The organism is Stenotrophomonas sp. PUT21 (assembly GCF_052232875.1).
Lineage (GTDB): Bacteria > Pseudomonadota > Gammaproteobacteria > Xanthomonadales > Xanthomonadaceae > Stenotrophomonas > Stenotrophomonas maltophilia_N.
Window position 1 is genome coordinate 2,560,028 of record NZ_CP197645.1, and the last position, 15,010, is coordinate 2,575,037.

13 protein-coding genes and 2 tRNA genes are annotated in these 15,010 nt (G+C 66.0%); 11 read left to right on the top strand and 4 right to left on the bottom strand.

What is annotated here, in order from left to right; all coding sequences use genetic code 11:
- Positions 1-58: 58 nt before the first annotated feature.
- Positions 59-2,290: a TonB-dependent receptor gene (locus ACTT2I_RS11750; protein WP_421099417.1), complete on the bottom strand. Its 2,232-nt coding sequence runs from the start codon at positions 2,288-2,290 to the stop codon at positions 59-61.
- A gap of 655 nt (positions 2,291-2,945) precedes the next feature.
- Between ACTT2I_RS11750 and ACTT2I_RS11755 the strand changes: the two genes are divergently transcribed.
- A tRNA-Ala gene (locus ACTT2I_RS11755) sits at positions 2,946-3,021 on the top strand.
- Positions 3,022-3,082: 61 nt separating this feature from the next.
- Here the strand turns inward: ACTT2I_RS11755 and ACTT2I_RS11760 are convergent.
- Positions 3,083-3,253, bottom strand: a complete 171-nt coding sequence (locus ACTT2I_RS11760; RefSeq protein WP_019182797.1) for a hypothetical protein — start codon at positions 3,251-3,253, stop codon at positions 3,083-3,085.
- Between the two features lie 124 nt (positions 3,254-3,377).
- Positions 3,378-4,400: an NADP-dependent oxidoreductase gene (locus ACTT2I_RS11765; RefSeq protein ID WP_443096678.1), complete on the bottom strand. Its 1,023-nt coding sequence runs from the start codon at positions 4,398-4,400 to the stop codon at positions 3,378-3,380.
- A 224-nt stretch (positions 4,401-4,624) separates the two neighbouring features.
- Between ACTT2I_RS11765 and ACTT2I_RS11770 the strand changes: the two genes are divergently transcribed.
- Positions 4,625-5,014 (top strand): hypothetical protein, encoded by a 390-nt coding sequence (locus ACTT2I_RS11770; RefSeq protein ID WP_421099307.1) that lies wholly within the window; start codon positions 4,625-4,627, stop codon positions 5,012-5,014.
- On the opposite strand, the gene ACTT2I_RS11775 is transcribed toward ACTT2I_RS11770, so the two are convergent.
- Positions 5,004-5,810, bottom strand: a complete 807-nt coding sequence (locus tag ACTT2I_RS11775) for an AraC family transcriptional regulator (protein ID WP_421099306.1) — start codon at positions 5,808-5,810, stop codon at positions 5,004-5,006. The genes ACTT2I_RS11770 and ACTT2I_RS11775 overlap by 11 nt on opposite strands.
- 94 nt (positions 5,811-5,904) lie before the next feature.
- On the opposite strand from ACTT2I_RS11775, the gene ACTT2I_RS11780 reads away from it, so the two are divergent.
- The 9 genes from ACTT2I_RS11780 to dxs all read left to right on the top strand — a co-directional run bounded on the left by ACTT2I_RS11780 (position 5,905) and on the right by dxs (position 14,917).
- Positions 5,905-7,086, top strand: coding sequence for a YbfB/YjiJ family MFS transporter (locus tag ACTT2I_RS11780; protein WP_421099305.1), 1,182 nt, complete (start codon positions 5,905-5,907; stop codon positions 7,084-7,086).
- Between the two features lie 203 nt (positions 7,087-7,289).
- A tRNA-Phe gene (locus tag ACTT2I_RS11785) sits at positions 7,290-7,365 on the top strand.
- A 173-nt stretch (positions 7,366-7,538) separates the two neighbouring features.
- A complete protein-coding gene (locus tag ACTT2I_RS11790; RefSeq protein WP_421099304.1) occupies positions 7,539-7,997 on the top strand; it encodes a hypothetical protein in 459 nt (152 codons plus the stop codon).
- A gap of 132 nt (positions 7,998-8,129) precedes the next feature.
- Entirely contained in the window at positions 8,130-8,846 is a 717-nt protein-coding gene (locus ACTT2I_RS11795; RefSeq protein WP_421099303.1) for a hypothetical protein, read from the top strand.
- A gap of 123 nt (positions 8,847-8,969) precedes the next feature.
- Positions 8,970-9,509, top strand: coding sequence for a lipocalin family protein (locus tag ACTT2I_RS11800; RefSeq protein WP_088432558.1), 540 nt, complete (start codon positions 8,970-8,972; stop codon positions 9,507-9,509).
- Between the two features lie 177 nt (positions 9,510-9,686).
- Complete coding sequence (locus ACTT2I_RS11805; protein ID WP_421099302.1) at positions 9,687-10,172, top strand: LEA type 2 family protein; 486 nt, start codon at positions 9,687-9,689, stop codon at positions 10,170-10,172.
- A gap of 47 nt (positions 10,173-10,219) precedes the next feature.
- Entirely contained in the window at positions 10,220-12,013 is a 1,794-nt protein-coding gene (locus ACTT2I_RS11810) for an acyl-CoA dehydrogenase C-terminal domain-containing protein (protein WP_421099301.1), read from the top strand.
- Between the two features lie 217 nt (positions 12,014-12,230).
- Complete coding sequence (locus tag ACTT2I_RS11815; protein ID WP_421099300.1) at positions 12,231-12,890, top strand: HNH endonuclease; 660 nt, start codon at positions 12,231-12,233, stop codon at positions 12,888-12,890.
- Between the two features lie 116 nt (positions 12,891-13,006).
- Positions 13,007-14,917 carry a 1-deoxy-D-xylulose-5-phosphate synthase gene (gene dxs / locus ACTT2I_RS11820; RefSeq protein ID WP_088432554.1) on the top strand — a complete coding sequence of 637 codons (1,911 nt, stop codon included), beginning with the start codon at positions 13,007-13,009 and terminating at the stop codon, positions 14,915-14,917.
- The last annotated feature ends 93 nt before the right edge of the window (positions 14,918-15,010 follow it).

Genomic DNA, 15,010 nt, shown 5'->3' on the forward strand with positions numbered 1-15,010 from the left:
TTTTCTATTGACCCGGCTCACCGGCGCCGCAGCAATGCGGCACCGGCGATCGCCTGTCTTACCAGTTCATGTTGAGCGAGACACCCACGGTGCGCGGTTCGTTGTAGACCGCGGCCATGTAGTTCTCGATCACACCCTTGAGGTTTTTCTCATTGGTGATGTTGCGTGCGAACAGCGCCACTTCCCACGCACCGTAGTTGGCGGAGTAACCCAGCTTCAGGCCGCCTTCGAAGCTGCCCTTGGAGTTGAACTCGGCCGAGTCGTACAGCACGAAGCTGGTGTAGCCCTGCTTGTTCCAGTCGGTGGAGACGAAGAACACATCACTGTCGTTGACCGGCATGTCGTAACGTGCGGCCAGGTTGATGTTGTACTTCGGTGCGTTCGGCAGCGGGTTGCCGTTGATCTGCGCGAACGTGTTGGCACCGACCTTGATGGTCGGGTCATTGACGGTGCAGACCACGGCGCCGTTCAAGGCGCAGACCTGTGCGTACACGCGGTCGTCCTGGATCTTGCTGTGCAGCAGGCTGACACCGGCGCTCAGGGCCAGGTTCGGGATCGGGCGCAGCTCCATGTCCGCTTCCAGACCGTAGGCCTTGGCCTTGTCGGCGTTGAACAGCACGCCGTTGCCGTCCGAATCGTTGCCGTTGAGCTGGATGTCGTTGACCACGTAGGTGAACGCAGCCGCGTTCACGCGCAGGCGGTTGTCCCACAGGCTGCTCTTGATGCCGGCTTCCCAGGACAGGATGGTTTCCGAGTTGGCCGTGGTGAAATCGGCATTGAACACGGCTGAACGGCCCTGGATGGTCGGGCCACGGAAGCCGCGGGCCACGCGCGCATACACGCTCAGCTGCGGGTTGAACGCATACATCGCGCTCAGGTCCCAGCTCGGCGTGGTGTCGGACATCTCCACGTAGGTGCGGCCCTTGTAGGTCACGGCACCGGCGGCGGTATCGGCGGTCTTGAGCAGACGGGTCTTCTTCTCGTCCTTGGTCTGACGCAGGCCGGCGGTCAGGGTGAACTTGTCGGTGACGTCATAGCTGACCTGGCCGAACCCGGCCCAGGAGGTGTTGACGTTGCGCAGGCGCACCCAGTTGTTCGGGTTGCGGGCATTGCCCTGCAGGAACCAGGCGCGCTGGTAGAAATCGGTGGTATCGCGGCCGTCGAAGTAGAACGCGCCGACCTGCCACTTCAGGCGGTTGTCATCGGCGTTGGCCAGGCGGAATTCCTGGGTCCACTGGTCCAGATCGCGGATCTGGCCCATCGACTGCCCGTAGCCGTTCGGCACGCCGTTGACCGGGTAGTTCACGGCCGCGCCGCCGTCGGTGTCACCGCGGCTGTAGCCGGAGGTGGTTTCGTAGGCAGTGATCGAGGTCAGCGAGACGTTGCCGAAATCGTAGATCGCCTTCACCGAGCCGCCGTAGGTCTTGTAGGCCTGCGGGTTGTTGTCGGCTTCGTCGTAGGCGACCTTGTCGCGCGGCACGTCGGTCTTGTTGGAGCCCTTGGTCAGCGCACCGCGCAGGAACAGGGTCGAGGTACCGTCGTAATCTCGCGCATGGGCCGAAGCCAGCAGCGAAAAGTTCTCGGTCGGCTGCAGCAGCAGCTGCGCGCGCACGTTGCGGTCGTCGAAGCCGCCCATGGCGTTCTTCTTCGGCGAGACCGTGCCGTCGGCGCTCGGGCCGCGGTAGGTGTTGTCGACGTAATCGTCGCGGTGCTGGTACAGCGCCGACACGCGGAACGAAGCGATGTCGTTGATCGGGCCGCCGAAGCCACCGTCGATCGCCACGCTGCCGTAGGAACCATAGCTGGCCTGCACGCGGCCGCTGTAGTCCTGGCTCGGCTTGATGGTGTCGAACTTGACGATGCCGGCGGTGGTGTTGCGGCCGAACAGCGTGCCCTGCGGGCCGCGCAGCACTTCGATCTGGTCCACGTCATAGACCGGATTGGACTTCAGCACCACGTGCTCGAGCACCACGTCGTCCTGGATGATCGAGACCGGCTGCGAGGCACCCAGGTAGAAGTCGATGTTGCCCAGGCCACGGATGTAGAAACGCGGGAAGATGCGGCCGGTGGTGGTTTCAGCGTAGAAGCTGGGCACCTTGCCCGACAGCGCCAGCAGGGTGTCGTCGCCGCCGGCGGTGTAGTCGCGGATCTTCTCGCCCTGCACCACGCCGACCGAGACCGGCACTTCCTGCAGGTTGCGCTCGCGGTGGTCGGCGGTGACGGTGATGGTGTCCAGCGAGGTGGCGCTGGCCGACTGCGCGTCCTGCGCCGAGGCGGCAGCGGACAGCATCAGCGTGGCGGACGCGCAGGCCAGCGCGAGGGCGCGGCGGCGCGGCAGCAGGGCGGCCGGCAGGGAACGGGAAAGAAGACGCGTCGACACAGGGGCGTGGCGTAGAGCGGGCATGCAGAGGTCTCGGGTAGTACAGATCGGGGCAGCCGGCGAGATGGCCGGGCACCATAGGAAATCGACATCGCTGTGGAGACAGCGATGCGGCACGGTATTGGCTGGATGTTGCAGATTGGTGTCAGGGCGTTGTGGGCGACGGCTGTCCGGCCCCCCTGGTCCACTGGCTATGCGGCCGCGTTCTCTGGCGCGGATTATGCCCGCCCCGCGCGCGCGCCGGAAGGGCACCGTTCGCGTCTGACGCCTTCCGGGCCATCGGCCACGTGTCGCACTGCCCTTGTCGCCGTTGTAGCTCCGCGCATGTCCCATGGCCGCCTGGCCTGCCTGCCGCGGTGCTTGTCCGCCACGCCCCTCTCCGCCGGGGAACCGCCCGCGCAGTGGCTGGTCACTACCGACCGGTGGGGAAACCCGGCGTACCGGCTGCTGAGCCTGCCCGACTCGCAGGACCCAGCCCCCACTTGGCAGGTGCGGCCGCTCGGCGCTAGACTAGGCCCATCGCGCGGTACGGCCGAGGCCGGTTACGCCACGCAGCAGCATCCGTGGGGCCATAGCTCAGCTGGGAGAGCGCGTCGTTCGCATCGACGAGGTCAGGAGTTCGATCCTCCTTGGCTCCACCACTATTGAAAAGAAAGCCACCTTCGGGTGGCTTTCTTTTTATCCGATGCGCTCCAGGGTCGCTCACGCGCCCTCGGGATTGTCCTTGCGCTCCGGCCGGCGCGTGCCCGCATCATGGATCGCCTGATCGGTTTGGGCCGGCCGCTGCTTGGCGGTTTCGTCCTGTTTGCGGTCCTGCTGGCTTTCTTCGATGCCTTCCTGCTTGCCTTGTTCGCTGGGCTTGGTGTCTGCCATGGTTCTACTCACTGGTGCGGGCACCGGGACGGCGCCTTCATGGGCAGACTAACCAGCCGATCGTGATGCACGAATCACGATCGACGCGGCCTCGCACACGTCGCGCTCACGCGCGACACGTCGGTCACTCCAGCTTGACCACCAGCTTGCCGAAGTTGCGCCCCTTGAGCAGGCCGAAGAACGCCTCGGGCGCGTTCTCCAGGCCCTCCACGATGTCCTCGCGGTACTGCACGCGGCCGTCCTTCAGCCACTGCCCCATGTCGCGCAGGAAGGCCGGGAAGAACGTGTGCAGGTCTGACTGGATGAAACCGCGCACGGTGAGCCGCTGGCGCAGTACCTGGCTCATGAAGCCGGGCAGCCGATCCGGCCCGGGCAGCACTGCGCCGCGCGCGTTGTAGGTGGCGATGGTGCCGCACACCGGAATGCGCGCGAAATCGTTGAGCAGCGGTGCGACCGCATCGAACACATGCCCACCGACGTTCTCGAAATAGACATCGATGCCGTCGGGCACCGCCGCACGCAACTGCGCGGCGAAATCGTCAGCGCGGTGATCCAGCGCTACGTCAAAGCCCAGTGTTTCCAGGTACGCGCGCTTCTGCTCGCCACCGGCAATGCCGACCGTGCGCGCACCCTGCAGCTTGGCGATCTGCCCTACCGTTGCGCCCACCGGGCCGCTGGCAGCGGCCACCACGAGCGTTTCGCCCGGCTGCAGCTTGCCGATTTCCTGCAGGCCTACGTATGCCGTGAATCCGGGCATGCCGTACACACCCAGTGCCGTGCTGATCGGCAGGCCATTGTCTTCCAGCTTGCGGCTGAGCTGATCGCCGTTGATGACGGCATGCGTCTGCCAGTTGCCCGGAGCCAGCACATGCTCGCCGATGGCAAAACCAGGATGATTGGAGGCGAGTACCTCGGCAACAGTGCGCCCTTCCATCACCGCATCCAGCGCAACCGGTGCGGCGTAGGACGGCCCCTCCTCCATGCGACCACGCATGTAGGGATCCAGCGACAGATAGCGATTGCGCAGCAGCACCTCGCCCGGACCCGGCGCGGGAACCGGCACCTGTTCGAAACGGAAGTTGGCCGCGACCGGGGCGCCGTTCGGGCGCGAGGCGAGCACGATGCGTTTGTTGGTAAGTGCGTTCATCAGCGGATCGCTCCGGGGGAGTCGAAAAAGGAAGCCCGACAGTACGCCGTCCGGACAGCTCCGGACGGGGGGTAAAACAGCGTTCCATCGGTGCAGATCGACGCGCCTGTGGAATCACCTTGTGCGACAGCGACCGATGATCCCGATGGCGTCACAGCATTCCATCCGTACGCTGCACTGCGCATGCGTTGCCCGCGTCACCGGCCAGGGCGCATGATCGCGTCATGAACGTTCTCTTGTCCGGCCGACGTCGGTACCTGCTGCCGGTACTGATATCGGCCACGACCGTGTTCGGCCTGGCATGTTGGGCGGTCCTGGCGACCGAGCCCGGTTGCCTGGCCGCGCAAGGCCATTGGTCGTCCGGTGCAGGCAAGTGCCATACGCGCCTGTGCCTGCTGCAGGGCGACTGCGGTGAGATGGCCTCACCGATCGCGGCGTGCAACAAGGTGCAGATCGGTGACAGCCGTGGCCGCGTGTATTTCCATCTGGGCAATCCCCTGCCCGGTGCGGGCAGCGAAGCGGAGTGGCCCGCAGGCAAAGCCGACAACGGCATGATCCGCGCACGCTTCGAGGATGACCGCCTGGTCAGCCTGGCCTGCCCGGTCACGCCGTAGGGCGTGCGCGCAGCCACTGCAGCGGGCTCATGCCCATCTCGATCCGGAACATGTAGTTGAACGCCGAGGCAGAGGCATAGCCCAGCGCGTGCGCGATCACCGTCGGCGAACGGCCCTGGGCAAGCCACTCGATGGCGCGCAGCAGACGCAGGCGCACCCGCCACTCGCGCAGATGCATGCCGGTTTCGCGTTGGAAATGACGGGCCAGGGTGCGGGCCGATGCACCGAGCACGGGCGCCCAGTCCGCCACGCTGCGCGTATCGGCAGGTTGCTCGTAGAGCGCCTGGCACCAGCGCTGCAGACGGGGATCACGCGGCCACGGCAGATGCCGGGTGTGCTGCGGCTGGCGCGGCAACTGCGCGGTGATCGCGGTGCACAGGGTGTCGTAGTAACTGCGGTCCTGCCCCGGCACGGTGCGGTCGAGTTCGATGATCAGTTCCCGCAGCAGCGGTGACACCTCCAGCACCACGCAGTGCGTGGGCATGCCCAGGTCCGGCCCATCCTCCACGTACAGATTGCGGAACGCCGAGGTGCTCAACGCGCCGGTGTGATGCAGCGTGCCGGTCGGCACCCACAGCGCCTGCTGCGGGGTGATCACGTGACGGGCCTGGCCGGCGCTGGCCTGCAGCACGCCCGTGCTGGCATGGACCAGCTGGTTCCAGCCGTGCACGTGCGGCGGGAAGCGCTCGCCGGCCTCCAGGCGCTGGCTGCGCGCCACCACCGGCCAGGGCAGCCGCCGCAGCGGCGGCACCGGAACTTCACGCCAGCCCGGGGCAGTGTGCGCGGCCTTGACCATGTGACGCCTCATCGACAGGACGGGTCATTCTATCGAAAGACGCCATCACCTCGCTCCGCCGACGATGGGACCTCCCCCGCTGCCCTCCAGACGCATGTCGCTCACGATCCCACCTCCCCGTCACGCCTGGCAGGTCATCACGGCCGGCATCTGCGCGCTCGTGCTCACGGTCGGGCTGGCGCGCTTCGCCTACACCCCCCTGCTGCCGGTGATGCGGATCGATGCCGGGCTGACGGCGGCCGGAGGCGGCTGGTTGGCCACGTTCAACTATCTGGGCTACCTCGCCGGTACCGTGCTGGTCGCCCGGGTCGGCGACATGCGGCAGAAATTCCGCTTCTACCGCATCGGCCTGGTGCTGGCGGCGGTGTCCACCGGCCTGATGGGCGCCACCGGCGACATGACCACCTGGGGCGTGCTGCGCTTCGTGGCTGGTCTCTCCAGCACCGCCGGCCTGCTGCTCGCCTCCGGGCTGGTGCTCAACTGGCTGCTCACCCACCAGCGCCGCCCGCAACTGGGCCTGCACTTCGCGGGCCTTGGAGTGGGGATCGCGGTCTCCGGCCTGGCGGCCGCGGCGATGGCCGATCATCTGGCCTCCTCGCAGCAATGGATGGCCCTGGGCTGCCTCGCGCTGGTGTTCCTGATTCCGGCCTGGGCATGGATGCCGGCGCCGGCAGCATTCTCCAGCGCTACCGATGCGGACGCTCCGGCGCCACCCGGCCGGCGCTGGCGCGGGTTGTTGATCGCCTCGTACTTCTGCGCGGGCGTCGGCTTCGTGGTCAGCGCGACCTTCATCGTCGCCATCCTGGTGCAGACGCCGGCTTTCGCCGGCCGCGGCAGCTGGGTGTGGGTCCTGGTCGGCCTCACCGCCATACCCTCGACGTTTGCCTGGGACCGGTTGTCGAACCGGCTGGGACTGATCCGCGCGTTGATGCTCGCGTACGCAGTGCAGACGGCCTCCTTCGTGCTCCCCCTGCTCGATCACGGAATGTGGGCCGGCGCGGCCAGCGCCGTGCTGTTCGGCCTGACCTTCGCCGGCATCGTCAGCCTGACCCTGACCATGGTCGGCCGCCACTACCCGCACAATCCGGCCAAGGCGATGGCGACGTTGACGCTGAGTTATGGCGTCGCCCAGATCATCGCCCCCGCGATCGCCGGCACACTGGCGCGCGAAAGCGGCAGCTACCAGGGCGCATTGGTGCTGGCGGCGATCATGATGGCGATCGGCATCGTGCTGTTGTGGTGCATGCCTCAGAACGCACGATCCACCGCGGGGTGATCGACGGCACCGGCGGTGAGCGTCCGCCTGAACCGATGTTCATGCGCCTTGGTGATGTGTCCGGGCCCGCTGGATCAAGCACTTGGATGTGCGTGGACAAGGGTTCGGAAACAAATGTGAAATTTTTTTCGCGAAACGCTTGCCGAACCCCTCATACCTCCGTATTATTCGCGTCCTCGCCAGCGGCAACGCAGCGATGAAGTGGCCGGGTAGCTCAGTTGGTAGAGCAGGGGATTGAAAATCCCCGTGTCGGCGGTTCGATTCCGTCCCCGGCCACCACAATTTCAGATGACCTGCAGAAATGCAGGTCATTTTTTTTGTCTGGTGTCCGGCCTCGCCACATCGTGCAACGTTCAAGGAAGGAATTTCGGCACATGGTTCGTGCTCTGTTCGTTGCCCTGTTCGGCAAACACCACGTTGCCTTCCACAGCACGCTCCCGCTTGAGGTGACCGTGCTGCAGCTCAAGCAGTCGATCCAGCACGGCCCTCGCCTTTCTGTCGCGGGGATGCGCGGCACGGTCTCCGCTCAACGGATCCGCCTGTGCTGGAAACGCCCGTTCGTCTCCAATTCGTTCAAGCCGTATTTCATCGGCCAGTGCATCCCCACCGAGCGCGGCGCGCGGCTGGAAGGTGCCTTCCAGATGCACCCCTTCATCCGCACCGTGATGATCGGCATGTTCGTCAGCCTGCTCATCTTTCCGCTGGTGGCGGTGGTGAGGCACTGGCAGCTCACACACGAACTCGCCGCCGCACTGTTCGCCAGTCTTGCGGTCGTGCCGGCTGCTTACTTCATGGCCGGCGCCGTGCTGGTGATCGTCAAGATCAGCCGCTGGGCCGCACGCGACGATGAAGCGATGATCGAGGCGGAGATCCATCGTGCGCTGCAGAGCGGGCAGAACGCTCAGGATTGATGGCCTGCGTGCCGCAACGGCGTGCCCTGCCTTGCCGCCCATCACCACGCGCTGGCATGCTCACTTCGCGGACAGGGTCGTCTGCGGCCGCGCTTGTTCGCACCTCATGGCCGCACACACAGGGAGAAGTGAATGTCGAACGGCATCGACGGGCTGCAGGCGCAGATCGCGCAGCTGAAACGCAATCAACGACGACTCGCGCTGGGCTATGCGGGGGTGGGTGTCCTGGCCGTGGCCGCGTTGATGACGGGCGCGACGTCGCAGCGCAGCGCGAGCTTTGACGTCATCGATGCACAGCGCATCAACATCAAGGAACCCGACGGAACGCTGCGACTGGCGATCTCCAATCGCACGCTTTTTCCCGGGGTGCTCATCCACAACAAGGAGCAACCGCATCCGCGCCCCATGGCAGGCATGCTGTTCTTCAATGATGAAGGCACGGAAAACGGCGGGCTGATCTACAACGGCTCACTCGACAAGAACGGCAAGCCCTCCAGCGGCATGAGCCTGACCTTCGATCGCTATCAGCAGGACCAGCAGATGCAGCTGCTGGGCGTGGACGACGCGGGGACACACTACGCCGGGCTGACCTTCAATGATGTTGCCGATGGCCTGGACCGTCCGTTCTTCTCCGAGCGGGACGAATCACTGCATCGCAACGGCATCCCTGCGATCACCGAGCGCGTTTTTCTGGGCAAATCGGAGGCACGCGATGCCATGCTGACGCTGCGCGATGGCCAGGGAAAGCCACGGCTGGAACTGGTGGTCACGCCCGCGGGGGATGCCAAGGTGCGCTTCCTGGACGAGCACGGCAACACGACGCGCGAACTCTCCGCTGACCGCCAGTAGCGCCGATGCCGGACGCTGCCCCGCGCGCGTCAGCGGTATGAGACGGCCGCTGCATGACGGAATATTCACAATTTCCGTCCTGCCTGTGCCTAAGCTCGCTGCGTCTTGTGTGGAGTGTCGACAATGCGCAGCCGCTATCTGATCAGTGCCCTGCTCGCCCTCGCCGCCACCGGGTCGGCCTGGGCGGCCGCGCCGGTGACCTCGGTGGAGGCGCTGGACATGGACCGCTACGCCGGCCAGTGGCATGAGATCGCGCACCTGCCCGTCTCGTTCCAGAAGAGATGCGTGGGCGACATCACCGCCACGTACAGCCTGCGTGCCGATAAGCGGATCAGCGTGCACAACGCCTGCCGCGAAGCCGATGGCGACCGCGTCGCCGCCGATGGCGTGGCGCGCCCGGTCGAGGGTCACCCGGGCAGGTTGCAGGTGCGTTTCGTGCCGGACTGGCTCTCGTGGGTTCCCCTGGTCTGGGCCGACTATTGGGTGATCGCGCTTGATCCCGGCTATCAGTGGGCGGTGGTGGGTGAACCGGACCGCAAGTACCTGTGGATCCTGTCGCGCTCGCCGAGCATGGACACCGCTCTGTTCGAGCAGCTCAAGGCGCGTGCCGAGGCCATGGGCTATGACCTCGCCCCGCTGCGGGTGATGGCGCCGCTGGACTGACCCGGCCGGGGCTTCACCCCCGCCCCTGTCTGGGCCGACCTGCCCCTTCCCACGACTAAAAGCACGTGGCTCCGTCATCCCGGTGCCCTACCCTTGCGTCACGCTGCCACAGGCAGCGCGAACACCATACGCCGTAGTATGCTCACACCCATGCACCACCCGCCTGAGGATTGCGCCATGTCCCACCGCCTCCGTCTCCGCCTCGCCCTTGCCTTCATCGTCGTCGCCTCGCTCGCCCTGACCGCCTGCAACAAGACGGTCAAACGCGTCTCCGAGCCGGCCGCCAGCGTGCAGGAGTTGACGGTGCGTGCCGATGGCAGCTGGACGGTCGCGCTGCGCCTGCAGAACTTCAGCTCCATGCCCATGACCTTCGACAACGTCTCCCTGCAGTTGAAGGTGAGCGATGAGGATGCCGGGCAGCTGCAACTGCAGCCCGCGCTGTCGATCGGCGGGGTCTCGGCCGATGTGGTCAACGTCGACCTCAAGCCGAGCTCCGGCGCACGCCTGGTGATGGCCGATGCACTGGCCGGCAACCGCACCCTGGGCTACTCGCTAAAGGGCACGGTGAGCGCCACGCCGCAGGAAAAGAAGCAACGCACTTTCGAGATTGATAGCCGCAGCACGCTCAACCAGGCCCCCGGCCTGCCGGGCGTCCTGCGTTGACCGGCGGGCTGTCCGCCACCCTTCGCCACTGATCGAGACTGTCCCCGATGAGCAGCTACACCGCCCCGCTTTCCGATATCCGTTTCGCCCTGCATGACGTGCTCAAGGTCGAGCCGCTGTTCGCGCGCCTTGGCCTGACCGATGCCACCGCTGATGTGGTGGATGCCGTGCTGGAAGAAGCCGGCCGTTTCAGCGCCAGCGTGCTGGCACCGTTGAACAGCGTGGGCGATGAGATCGGCTGCGTGCTCGACCAGGCCACCGGCGAAGTCACCACCCCGCCCGGCTTCAAGCAGGCGTACACGCAGTTCGTCGACGGCGGCTGGACCGGCCTGACCGCTGCGCCGGCGCTGGGCGGCCAGGGTCTGCCGCACACGCTGGGCGTGCCGCTCAATGAAATGATCAACGCCGCCAACCTGGCCTGGGGCAACTTCCCGCTGCTCTCGCACGGTGCGATCGAAGCGCTCAAGCAGCATGGCGAGGCCTGGCAGCAGGATGCGTTCCTCAAGCCGCTGATCGAAGGCCGTTGGACCGGCACCATGTGCCTGACCGAACCGCATTGCGGCACCGATCTGGGCCTGCTCAAGACCAAGGCCGAACCGAACGCGGACGGCAGCTACGCCATCACCGGCACCAAGATCTTCATCACCGCCGGCGAGCACGACCTCACCGACAACATCGTGCACCTGGTACTGGCCAAGTTGCCGGATGCACCCGCCGGTGCCAAAGGCATTTCGCTGTTCGTCACCCCGAAGTTCAAGGTTGACCGCGAGGGCAAGGTGGGCGAGCGCAATGCGCTGCGCTGCGGCTCGATCGAACACAAGATGGGCATCAAGGGCTCGGTCACCTGCGTGATGAATTTCAACGGTGCCGAAGGCTACCTGGTCGGCCAGCCGCACAAAGGCCTGCAGGCAATGTTCACCATGATGAACACCGCGCGCCTGGGCGTCGGTCTGCAGGGGATCGGCCTGTCCGAGCGTGCTTACCAGAACGCACTGAAGTACAGCCGCGAGCGCCTGCAGTCGCGTTCGCTGAGCGGTGCGAAGAACCCGGAAAAGCCGGCCGACCCGATCCTGGTCCACCCGGATGTGCGGCGCATGCTGCTGACCATCAAATCGCTGGTGGAAGGCAGCCGCTTGCTGGCCCTGCACGCGGCCACCCTGATCGACGTCGCCCACCACGCCGAGGATGCCGGCGAACGCGAACGCGCCGACACGCTGGTGAGTTTCCTCACCCCGATCTCCAAGGCCTGCCAGACCGAATGGGGCATCGAGAACACCTACAACGCGCTGCAGTGCTTCGGTGGCCACGGCTATATCCGAGAGCACGGCATGGAGCAGCTGGCCCGCGATGCCCGCATCACCACGCTGTATGAAGGCACCACCGGCATCCAGGCACTGGACCTGATCGGCCGCAAGACCGCCTCCAGCCAGGGCGCCGGCCTGAAACTGATGCTGGCCGAGATCGAGGCTTTCGCCAAGGCCAATGAAGGCAACGACGCGCTGGCCGAGTTCATCGCCCCGCTGCGCGCCAAGGCCGACGAATGGGCCAAGCTGACCCTGGCGACCCTGCAACGCGCGGCCACCAACCCGGACGAACTCGGCGCGGCCAGCTTCGATTACCTGTTCTACTCGGGCTATGTGGTGCTGGCCTACTGGTGGGCCCGCAGCGTCGCCGCCGCCGACGCCTCCGCGCAGAGTGAGGCGTTCAAGCAGGCCAAGCGCGAGACCGCCCGCTTCTACTTCGCCCGCGTGCTGCCGCGCACCCTCAGCCACGCCGCCGCGATCCAGTCCGGTGCCGAACCGCTGATGGCGATGGCCGACGCACACTTCGGCGAAGGTTGATCGGTCGCCGGACCACCGACGCCTGATCGTTGGTAGGTGCCGACCGTTGGTCGGCACCCCGATCCACCTTCTGGAGAAAAGCCCCCTTGATGTTCAAGGGGGCGCGCCAACGGCGCGGGGATAAGGTGGAATGCCCGGGGCCGAATCGTTACCAAATGGGTAGGCGCTTGCCGCCTATACCCATTTGGTAACGATTCGGGTATAAGCTGTTTTCCCGATGGAGACAGACACTACACGCTTGGGTCTGATCGATACCGGAGCCTCGTCCGCCCCGGTCGCCGAGGTGTCGCCGATCGTTACGCTGCATCGGCCCGGCTCGGTGCGGTTGTTGGCCCTGGACGCCCACGGGCGCGTACTCGACTGGATCAATTGGCAGGATGCCTCCTGCCTCTACGCGCGTGGCGCGGTGGCCTGGACGTTGGGCGACCCCTGCCTGCACATCCACGGCGGCATCTGCCGCACCACCGGCCTGCAGAGCGGCCTGGACTTGCACCCGATCATCGCCGCCCGCGGGCATGCGCGCTCCCGGGCGATCGACCCCACCCCGTATCTGTCGAATCCCGCGCTGTTCGCGCGTGATTCGCACCTGTGCCTTTACTGCGGGCAACAGTTCAACCGCCCGCAGCTGACCCGCGACCACGTCATGCCGCTCTCCAAAGGCGGCCTGGACGTGTGGGAGAACGTGGTCAGCGCCTGCTTCCACTGCAACTCGCGCAAGAGCAACCGGACCCCGCAGCAGGCCAGCATGCCGCTGCTCGCCGTGCCCTATCGGCCGAGCTGGATCGAGCACATGATCCTGTCCAACCGCAACATCCTGGCCGATCAGATGGCCTTCCTGAAGGCGCAGCTGCCCAAGCGCTCCAAGCTCTGCGCCTGAGCGTGCTGCGACGTTCTGTCGCAGCCACCGTCACCGTTTACTCACTGAAAAGGCGGTTTGCTTGCCCCACCCCCATTTGGGGGGGAAAATAGGCGCTCAGAAGAAGCGCGATAAACATGATCGACTCCGCCCGCTATCCCCGCCTTGCGCGCATCCAGTCACCGGATGACCTGCGCAGGTTCGAAGAATCCGAACTGCCCGCGATCGCGGATGAACTGCGTGCCTACCTGATTGAATCGGTGGGCAAGAGCGGCGGCCATTTCGGCGCCGGCCTGGGCGTGATCGAACTTACGGTCGCCCTGCACTACCTGTATCAGACGCCCGTCGATCAGCTGGTCTGGGATGTGGGTCATCAGACCTACCCGCACAAGATCCTGACCGGCCGCCGCGACGAGATCCACACGGTCAAGCAGAAGGACGGCGTCGCGCCGTTCCCCAAGCGTGAGGAAAGCGAGTACGACACCTTCGGCGTCGGCCATTCCTCCACCTCGATCTCGGCGGCGCTGGGCATGGCGATCGCACGCCAGGCCGAAGGCGATGACCGCAAGGTGGTGGCCGTGATCGGCGATGGCGCGATGACCGCCGGCATGGCCTACGAGGCGCTCAACCACGCCGGTGGCATGGAGCAGGAACCGAACCTGCTGGTGATCCTCAACGACAACAACATGTCGATCTCCGAGGCCGTCGGCGGGCTGACCAAGATGCTCGGCCGCGCCACCGGCAGCCGCACGCTCAACGCGCTGCGCGAAGGCGGCAAGAAGATTCTCGGCGACAAGAAGCACAACCCTACCGCGCGCTTCGTCAAGCGCTGGGAAGAACACTGGAAGGGCATGTTCGTGCCGTCCACGTTCTTCGAGGAAATGGGCTTCCATTACACCGGCCCGATCGACGGCCACGACGTGCCGGCGTTGGTCGCCACGCTGAAGACGCTCAAGAGCCTGAAGGGCCTGAAGCTGCTGCACGTGATGACCACCAAGGGCAAGGGTTACGAACGCGCCGAAGGTGACCAGATCGGGTACCACGCGGTGGGCCCGTTCGATCCGGACAAGGGCCTGGTGGCCAAGGGCGGGGCCAAGAAGCCGACCTATACCGACGTCTTCAGCGACTGGCTGTGCGATGCCGCCGCGGCCGAACCGAAGCTGATGGGCATTACCCCAGCGATGCGCGAGGGCTCGGGCCTGGTGCGCTTCAGCAAGGAATACCCGGAGCGCTACTTCGATGTGGCGATCGCCGAGCAACACGCGGTGACCCTGGCCGCCGGCATGGCCACCCAGGGCGCCAAGCCGGTGGTGGCGATCTACTCGACGTTCCTGCAGCGCGCGTACGACCAGCTGGTCCACGACGTGGCCGTGCAGGAGCTGGATGTGCTGTTCGCGATCGACCGCGCTGGCGTGGTCGGCCCGGATGGTGCGACCCATGCCGGCAACCTGGACTTGAGCTTCCTGCGCTGTGTGCCGCACATGGTGGTGATGGCGCCCTCCGATGAGGCCGAGTGCCGCCAGATGCTGACGACCGGCCTGCGTTACGCCGGCCCGGCAGCGGTGCGTTATCCGCGTGGCAGCGGCACCGGCGTTGCCGCCGGCACGGATCTGTCCACGCTGGAGATCGGCAAGGCCGAGCTGCGCCTGCAGGGCAGCCGCATCGCCCTGCTCGCCTTCGGCAGCACCGTCACGGCCGCCGAACAGGTCGGCCGCGAGCTCGGGCTGAGCGTGGTCAACATGCGCTTCATCAAGCCGCTGGATCGCGCCCTGCTGCTGGAACTTGCGCAGCGCCACGAAGGCTTCGTGACCATCGAAGACAACGTGGTGGCCGGCGGTGCCGGCTCCGGTGTGGCCGAACTGCTCAACGCCGAGAACGTGCTCAAGCCGTTCCTGCACCTGGGCCTGCCGGACAGCTTCCAGCACCACGCCAGCCGCGAAGACCTGCTGGCCGAAGCCGGCATCGATGCCGCCGGCATCCGCCAGGCCGTGCTCAAGCGCTGGCCGATGCTGGTCAACAGCGGCCAGCCGCTCAGCGCCACGGGCTGAAGTGCCCCCTCGCCCAGGGGTCGCATCACCCCAGTCACAACGAGGCCGCGTCGAATCGACGCGGCCTCGTTTGTTTGAGCACGCATAGAGCTC

Excerpts from the sequence above, each read along its gene's own strand:
- ACTT2I_RS11775 (WP_421099306.1), bottom strand. The coding sequence starts at position 5,810 with ATGGTCAAGGCCGCGCACACTGCCCCGGGCTGGCGTGAAGTTCCGGTG.
- ACTT2I_RS11805 (WP_421099302.1), top strand. The coding sequence starts at position 9,687 with ATGTCCCACCGCCTCCGTCTCCGCCTCGCCCTTGCCTTCATCGTCGTC.
- ACTT2I_RS11810 (WP_421099301.1), top strand. The coding sequence starts at position 10,220 with ATGAGCAGCTACACCGCCCCGCTTTCCGATATCCGTTTCGCCCTGCAT.
- dxs (WP_088432554.1), top strand. The coding sequence starts at position 13,007 with ATGATCGACTCCGCCCGCTATCCCCGCCTTGCGCGCATCCAGTCACCG.
- ACTT2I_RS11750 (WP_421099417.1), bottom strand. The coding sequence starts at position 2,290 with ATGCTGTCCGCTGCCGCCTCGGCGCAGGACGCGCAGTCGGCCAGCGCC.
- ACTT2I_RS11770 (WP_421099307.1), top strand. The coding sequence starts at position 4,625 with ATGAACGTTCTCTTGTCCGGCCGACGTCGGTACCTGCTGCCGGTACTG.
- ACTT2I_RS11795 (WP_421099303.1), top strand. The coding sequence starts at position 8,130 with ATGTCGAACGGCATCGACGGGCTGCAGGCGCAGATCGCGCAGCTGAAA.
- ACTT2I_RS11800 (WP_088432558.1), top strand. The coding sequence starts at position 8,970 with ATGCGCAGCCGCTATCTGATCAGTGCCCTGCTCGCCCTCGCCGCCACC.
- ACTT2I_RS11765 (WP_443096678.1), bottom strand. The coding sequence starts at position 4,400 with ATGAACGCACTTACCAACAAACGCATCGTGCTCGCCTCGCGCCCGAAC.
- ACTT2I_RS11780 (WP_421099305.1), top strand. The coding sequence starts at position 5,905 with ATGTCGCTCACGATCCCACCTCCCCGTCACGCCTGGCAGGTCATCACG.
- ACTT2I_RS11760 (WP_019182797.1), bottom strand. The coding sequence starts at position 3,253 with ATGGCAGACACCAAGCCCAGCGAACAAGGCAAGCAGGAAGGCATCGAA.
- ACTT2I_RS11815 (WP_421099300.1), top strand. The coding sequence starts at position 12,231 with ATGGAGACAGACACTACACGCTTGGGTCTGATCGATACCGGAGCCTCG.